The 7,726-nt window shown below is 42.4% G+C and carries 5 protein-coding genes; 3 read left to right on the top strand and 2 right to left on the bottom strand.

Translation table 11 applies throughout. From position 1 onward, the window contains the following. The coding region (locus ACR2F3_RS16115) for a response regulator (protein ID WP_432711013.1) at window positions 1-3,202 on the bottom strand (3,202 nt) is incomplete at its 3' end. Between the two features lie 98 nt (window positions 3,203-3,300). Between ACR2F3_RS16115 and ACR2F3_RS16110 the strand changes: the two genes are divergently transcribed. Beyond that, window positions 3,301-3,651 (top strand): arsenate reductase, encoded by a 351-nt coding sequence (locus ACR2F3_RS16110; RefSeq protein WP_432711012.1) that lies wholly within the window; start codon window positions 3,301-3,303, stop codon window positions 3,649-3,651. On the opposite strand, the gene ACR2F3_RS16105 is transcribed toward ACR2F3_RS16110, so the two are convergent. After that, window positions 3,643-4,689: a bifunctional transcriptional activator/DNA repair enzyme AdaA gene (locus ACR2F3_RS16105; protein ID WP_432711011.1), complete on the bottom strand. Its 1,047-nt coding sequence runs from the start codon at window positions 4,687-4,689 to the stop codon at window positions 3,643-3,645. The genes ACR2F3_RS16110 and ACR2F3_RS16105 overlap by 9 nt on opposite strands. A gap of 163 nt (window positions 4,690-4,852) precedes the next feature. Here ACR2F3_RS16105 and ACR2F3_RS16100 point away from each other — a divergent pair, with 163 nt between their 5' ends. Continuing rightward, window positions 4,853-5,590 carry a hypothetical protein gene (locus tag ACR2F3_RS16100; protein WP_432711010.1) on the top strand — a complete coding sequence of 246 codons (738 nt, stop codon included), beginning with the start codon at window positions 4,853-4,855 and terminating at the stop codon, window positions 5,588-5,590. Window positions 5,591-5,698: 108 nt separating this feature from the next. Beyond that, window positions 5,699-7,672, top strand: a complete 1,974-nt coding sequence (locus tag ACR2F3_RS16095; RefSeq protein ID WP_432711009.1) for a M1 family metallopeptidase — start codon at window positions 5,699-5,701, stop codon at window positions 7,670-7,672. Window positions 7,673-7,726 lie beyond the last annotated feature (54 nt).

Below are 7,726 nucleotides of genomic sequence, written 5' to 3'. Positions count from 1 at the left end.
ATACCAGGTCTATGTCGTTTTCCTGTAATTTATCAAGAGCTTGCTGGCCATTATTAGCCATCACAATCTTCAGGTTATAGTTTTGCAGGGCGCTTGACAGGGCAAAAACATTCCGCATGTCGTCGTCGGTGATCAGAATGGTTTTATCCTGGAAAACCTTCTCCAGTGCTAATTCCTGTTTACCAATTTCCTCTTTTTTAAGCTTATTAATAAACAAACTCACTTCGTCGATGAGGCGATTATTCGACTTCATTGATTTTAATACCATGGCCTGGGTATATTTCATGATATGTGCCAGCGTATCCTGATCGAGTTCCATGGCAGTGTTAATCACTACGGGAATCTGGCTAAATTTCGGCATGGCTTTAATCTGGTCAAGCAGATCTATGCCGTAAATATCAGGGAGGTTGAGGTCAAGAATAATGCAGTCGAAATTATCCGTTTCCAGCAAGGCAAGCGCCTGTTTTCCACTGAAAGCCTGCCCTACGGCCACACCTTTGCTCAGGAGTTCTTCTTTAACCACCATGCTCTGCAGTTCCTGATCTTCGATCAGTAGCACCTTTTTGAAATCATAATTTAGGTCCTGCTGTTGTTTCAATGTGGAGAAAGCCTGGTCGAGTTGTTCTTTAGCAATTGGTTTTTTGAGGAACCCGATGGCTCCTGCGGTATATGCCTTGTTGGTACTTTGGTCGCCTGCCGACATGAGGTGCACCGGAATATGTGCAGTACGTGTATTTGCTTTTAGGTTTTTTAATACAGACCAGCCATCCATGCCAGGCAACATGATGTCTAAAATAATGGCGTGGGGCAGGTGTTCTATTGCCATCTCCAAGGCAGTATCGCCACGTAAAGCTATTATGGGTTCAAAACCTTTTTCGATCGCATAGTTTTTTAACACGTCGGCAAACACTTCATCGTCTTCAACAATGAGCAGGGTGCGATTTTCTGTTATGGGAGTGGGAAGGATTTCGGATGCGGGCTGCAGGATCACTTCAGCCGGCGCTTCGGCGTTTGCCTTCGTTTGTGGTAAAAACAGGGTGAAGGTACTGCCAACACCAGGCTCACTTTCCAGCTGAATTTCACCGCCCAGAATGTTCGCAAGTTCTTTACTGATGGACAAGCCCAATCCTGTACCGCCGTAAGTTCTGCTGGTAGAACCATCGGCCTGTTGGAAGGCTTCGAAAATAAGTTTCTGCTTGTCGGCCGGAATGCCGATACCACTGTCCTTTACCTCGAACGCAACGATGTGTGTTGCTTCATTTAACATAGGGTTAAAGTAGGTTTGGCTGGCATTGGCGTAACCTATACGCAGCGTAATCTGCCCATATGCCGGGGTAAATTTAAAGGCATTTGATAACAGGTTTTTAATAATTTGTTCGGTGCGGATTTGATCGGTGTTCAGGGTCTGTGGCGTGTTAGCATCCAGCAGGGTTTGGAACGCGATGTTTTTACCCGTGGCCACTTCTGCAAATAAAGAATCTACGTGTTGTTTTATCTCCGCCGTGCTAACTGGTTGGGTATTGAGGTCGATCTTTCCGGATTCAATTTTGGATAAGTCGAGGATATCGTTAATTAAATTCAGTAAATCTGTTCCTGCATTTTGGATTACGCCAGCATATTTAACCTGTTCAGGGTTAAGGTTTAAGGGTTTGTTATCCTTTAAAATTCTGGCGAGTATAAGTATGCTGTTTAATGGTGTGCGAAGTTCATGACTCATGTTAGCCAGGAACTCTGATTTATATTTATTAGAGAGGGCTAATTCTTCCGCTTTTATACTTATGGCTTCCCTGGCCTGGGTAATGGATTCATTGCGCTCTGCCAGTTGTTCTATTTTCTCTTCAATTTCTGAATTGGTTTGTCGTAATTCTTCCTGTTGTACGCGAAGTTCTTCTTCTGAAGCTTCCAGCTGTTCAGATTTATAGGTCAGGTCTTCATTGGTGGTGCGTAACTCTTCCTGCTGTGTTTGTAATTCGACCGTTTGGATTTGTAACTGCTTAAACAAATGCTGCTGTTTTACGCGGCCCTCTGTGCTTGTTATTGCAATGGCAATAATTTCGCTTATGGTGGATAAATAGAGTTTTGTGATGGTATCGGGCGTTTTGTTAAATCCAAGCTCCAAAACCGCAATCGTTTCTTCTTTATAGACGATAGGGTAAAGCGCTATGCATTCCGGCGAATGACTACCTAAGCCCGACTTTAGGGTCATGTAGTTGGCTGGAACATCAGTTAAAAGTTTTTCCTGTTTTTCCAGGGCCACCTGCCCTACAAGACCTTCACCTATACGGTAGCTTTTCTGATTTTCAGGCAATCCATCATAAGCATAGGCACCAACAAGGTTGAGGTGTTTTCTGGCTGTATCGGAGAGAAATAATAAACCTACAGGAACCTGTAAAAAGTTACAGATCTCTGTAATTATGCGGTTCGAAAGTACCTCCATGCTTTCATCGCCGCGCATTGCTTCATTGATATTGGCTACCCCAGAGAGTAACCAGTTCTTTTCTTTATTTTCTTCCGACAGTTGTGACAGGCGCCTGTTGTTTTTTCGGATTTGTATTTCAGTGTTTTTCTGCTGGTTGAAAGTGCGTTTGATGAAAGAGAAAAGAAACAAGATGAGTCCGAATATAATAACGCAACTACCGAGGACAATAAATATCGTTCGTTCACTCGCTTTGTTAGTAGCTTCGGTTCTTTGGATGAGTAATATCCGCTCGGCACCTACTATTGCATTGATAACCCGCTGGGTATTGTCCATCACTTCTTTACCGTGCCCGGCTATTGTCTTTTGACGGGCAGCTTCTTGTCCAGAGGTTGTTTTAATGAACAAGGTTTCTCTCATGATGCCCAGTTTCTGGCTAATCATTAACTTTACTGAATCCACCCTTTGCGTTTGTACAGGATTATCGGAAACCAGATTTTCAAGCTCCCGCAGGCTGTTTAACACTGAGATGGAGTTATTTTCGTAAGGTTCTAAGTATTTAGGGTTATTGGTTAAAATATAACCTCGCAGGCCGCTTTCCGCTTTTGAAATTTCAAGGTTTATCCGCTCCGCGGTATTAATCACCTGATGGGTATGGCTTTGCCAGGAGGCATCCTGCTGGAAACTTTTTACGCTTAAATAGGAGGTAACGGCGGTAAACAATACAAACAACAAGGAAATTGCAAAGCCGGTAAAGACTTGTTGCTTAAAGGAAAATTTAAACATAAGGCGGACTAATCTCAAATGACAAGCTAAAATAATGGAATTGTTTGAGGAATAGCCTAAATTTAAACTTTTAATTAACTGACTTATATTTTTAATCAATGATCATAGTATTTGGTATCCCAAACTGCGGCACAGTAAAAAAGGCGTTAACCTGGTTAACGGACAACGGAATGGCCTACGAGTTTCACGACTTTAAGAAAAAAGGAATCAGTGCTGAAAAGTTAAATGAATGGTGTAGTGTCTTTGGCTGGGAAAATGTGCTCAACAAAAAAGGTACAAGCTGGCGTAAACTCACTGTCGAACAGCAGCAAGCGGTTAAAGACCAGGCGTCGGCGGTATTAATGCTTAGCCAAAATACCAGTGCCATTAAAAGACCCATCATAGAGAAAGATGGCAAAGCGGTTTTATTGAGTTTTAATGAAGCTCAATATGAGGTGGTTTTAAAATAGTTCTTTCGGGATTGCCCCTTCATGCTCTAAAAGCCATTTTTTTCTCCATAGCCCCCCACCGAAGCCGGTTAAGGTGCCATTAGTGCCAATTACCCGGTGGCATGGAATAAGCATGCAGAGGCGGTTCATACCATTTGCATTGGCTACAGCCCTTACTGAAGTGGGCTTGTTGATAGAATAAGCCTGCTGCTGGTAACTCCTTGTTTTTCCATAGGGAATAGTTTTTAACGCGTTCCAAACTTCCTGTTGAAAAGCAGTGCCTGGTGTAAACAAAGGAACTGAGAATTCTTTCCGTTCGCCCCGGAAATATTCTTGCAGTTGGGTTCGCAGCGTACCGAAGTGTTTATTTTCACCTTGTAAGAGGTGCGCATTCAGTTGTTTAGCCAGGGATTTTAATTCTGTTTCCAGCATTTTCCGATCGGTAAATTCCAGTAGGCAAACACCTTGTTCTGTTGCGCAGGCGACCATGGTGCCCAATGGCGTTTCTAGGCGACAGATGTCGACGATTTGTTGATCTTTGCTGTGTTTTGGGGAGATGCCAAATATGGATTTGAAGGAATCACCAAAACCACTTAAGGATTCAAAGCCGGCACTAAAAGCAGTTTCAGTAATAGAATCTCCATTTTTAATTTTTTTAAATGCAGAATTGATCCTATAAATCCGCTGATAGGCCTGGAAGGTAAGGCCATGATGCTTTAGAAACCAACGACGCAACATCGTTGGATCAATGCCTTGCTGCCTTAAATCCCAGTCCTTGTACTTGAGCGAGGGATTAGCATTCAGGGCTTCCAGTACTTTTTTTATTTCCTCGGGTGTGCTGCCGGCTTGTGTTAGTGGTTTACACACTTTGCATGGCCTGTAGCCTTTGAGCATGGCTTCTTTAGTAGTTTTGAAAAATTCGACATTTTCCCTTTTTGGTTTCCTGGCAGTACAGGTTGGACGACACATGATACCTGTTGTTTTTACCCCAACAATGAAAGTGCCTTCATAGGAACTGTCTTTATTCAATAATGCCTGGTAATAAATGTTGTCGTTCATTTTAAAATGCTTTGTGCAAAAATAGCCATATCCATATGGACGCTGCAACCGAAAAATGGACACCTATTTTTGCCCCGGTTTGGGGAAGCTGTTTTTATTAAACCATTTACGTTAATTATTGTTAAATGAGAGAGTAAAGCTTAAACTTTATTTAAATTTGACCATGTCTAAAAACTTATTCCTATTGCTGATTCTCGTGCTTCCGATAGGGGTGTTTGCTCAAGATCGATTAACTGGCACGGTTTACGATTACGACAAAAAAGACTTTCCCCTGCAGCAGGTAGCGGTGAAGAACCTTAATAATAATCAGATAGCCGTAACAGATGAATCAGGGGATTTTGTTATACCAGCCAAAAGGGGCGATCTCATCACCTTTACCTTGGTGGGTTATCATGTGGACACCTTATACCTTATTGATTTGAAGCCTAAAAGAATCTATCTACCAGTAAGGTCCAACAGCCTTCAGGAAGTAGAGATCGTTAGTACCAGGGTTTCACCCTATTTGGATTTCACTATTCCGGGTGCGAAACCCAGCAGAAGAGTTTACACAGATGGCTTGGAAGGTAAGAGTAACACAGATCGTGCAGGTGGTTTAGTGTTTGCTTTAGGTTATGGAAAATACAGGCGTCAACAGGAAAAGCTACAGCGGCTCGAAGCGATGGATGAATTCGAAAATGAGATTAACCTTAATTTCAATGCTGTAACCATTCGTGAACTGGTTAAGTTAAACGATGAAGAACTTGTTGAATTTATGGCCATCTACCGCCCTACAATAGCGCAGGTTTCCAGTGAGCGGCCCTTTAATTACTCGTATTATATTGCACAGTCATACCAGGCTTGGTTAAAGCTTCCTCCGGAACAGCGAAAACTACCTCCAATGCAGCGCTTGAAACGCGATTAAATTGCAAAATTATAGCCTTATACTATTAATCATGTTACAATGAAGGCAGGATCAAAGGGGAATTGATACATTTACAGTATCACCAACAATTTCAAACTGATTTTTAACATGAATAGAAGTAACATTAGGCCTTTTTTGGTTTTAATTTTAGTGTTGTTTTTTGGCCTTAACAGCCAAAGTTATGCGCAGCAAACTGCTGAAGCCAGTAAATATGATCCACATGCTGCTTTCAGTCCCCTGTTTTACACCCATAATGGCAACGAATTCCGCTCGGCCAGTGGTTACCCTGGTCCGAAATATTGGCAGAACCGTGCAGATTACAATATCGTATCTGTTCTGGATGATAATAGTAATACGTTGAGTGGAACCGTAACGATCAGCTATAAAAACAATAGTCCAGACCACCTGCCTTTCCTTTGGTTGCAATTAGACCAGAATCTTTTTGCCCCCGATTCTCGCGGTGCGTCATTAATCCCCAGTGGCAGTCGTTATGGCTCCAGAGGTGAGAAGTTAAATGGCGGCTATTCGATTAAAGGTTTAAATGTGACACAGAAGAATAAGGCTGTCAAGTTTACCTCAATTATTGAAGATACACGGATGCAGATCCGTTTAGATCAGCCATTGGCACCAGGAGCAGAAATTACTATGAAAATGGACTTCTCCTTCCTGATTCCCATTAATGGTTCAGACCGTATGGGTCATTTAACCACTAAAAATGGTGAAATATATACCATTGCACAGTGGTTTCCACGCATGAGCGTATATGATGATATTGTAGGCTGGAATACCCTCCCATACTGGGGCGCAGGTGAGTTTTACTGCGAATTTGGCAATGTAGACTTTACCGTGAACGCACCAGCAAGTCACCTGGTTATGGGTTCTGGAGAACTGTTAAATCCTGAAGAAGTATTTACTCCAACACAACTTAAACGTTGGAATGCGGCTAAGAATAGCGATACTAAAATTGCCATACGCTCAGAAGCAGAGGTAACGGATCCCGCGTCACGCCCATCGAAAGACAGACTTACCTGGAAATTCAGGATGGAAAACACAAGGGATGTTGCCTGGGCCTCATCTAAAGCATTTGTTTTAGATGCCGCACGTATCAATTTGCCAAGTGGTAAAAAAGCGTTGGCGGTATCTGCACAGCCTGTTGAAAGTAACGGTGATGATGCTTATGGACGCGGTGTAGAATATGTGAAAGCATCTATTGAACATTACTCAAAAAAATGGCTGGAATACCCTTATCCGATGGCGGTGAACATTGCAGCTAATGTAAGTGGGATGGAATACCCAGGTATCGTATTTTGTGGCTGGAAAGCTAAAAAGGGTAGTGTGTGGGGTGTAATTGACCATGAGTTTGGACATACCTGGTTCCCTATGATTGTTGGAAGCAATGAACGTAAATTTGGTTGGATGGACGAAGGTTTTAATACGTTTATTAATGGTTTATCTAGTGCAGAATTTAACAATGGAGAGTATAAAAAAGGGGCTGTAAATATGCATGCGGTGGCTAAGGCTTTCGCTAACCCTGAACTGGAACATGTGATGCTTGCTCCAGATGCGATGCGCGAAAAAAATATAGGAATTAACTTGTATTACAAACCTGGAATGGGCCTAGAGATATTGCGCAACCAGGTATTAGGCGCTGATCGTTTTGATTATGCCTTCAAGAAATATATAGAGGAATGGGCATTCAAGCACCCGACGCCTTTCGATTTCTTCCGTTCAATGGAGAATGCTGCGGGAGAAGATCTCGCGTGGTTTTGGAAAGGCTGGATCATCGAGAACTGGAAAATGGACCAGGCAATTACAGGCGTAACGGTGTCTAAAAAAGACAATGTTGCCGATGGGTATAACATTGAAATTGCTAACCTTGAAAAAATGCCAATGCCGGTGCATTTAACGATTACCCTTAAGAGCGGTAAAAAAGAAGTAGTGAAATTGCCTGTAGACGTTTGGATGCGTAATACCAACTGGACAGTACATTTCCCAACTAACGAAGAAGTAGTATCGGTAGTCATTGATGCTGATAAAAACTTACCGGATGTTAACCCGGATAATAATAGCTGGTCTAAATAACGATCCACATTTTATGTAGCTTTTACTAAATAACGACTTCATACCGTGAAACAT

Source organism: Pedobacter sp. (assembly GCF_045627485.1).
Taxonomy (GTDB): Bacteria; Bacteroidota; Bacteroidia; order Sphingobacteriales; family Sphingobacteriaceae; genus Pedobacter.
This window is presented reverse-complemented; position numbering and strand designations above follow the sequence as displayed.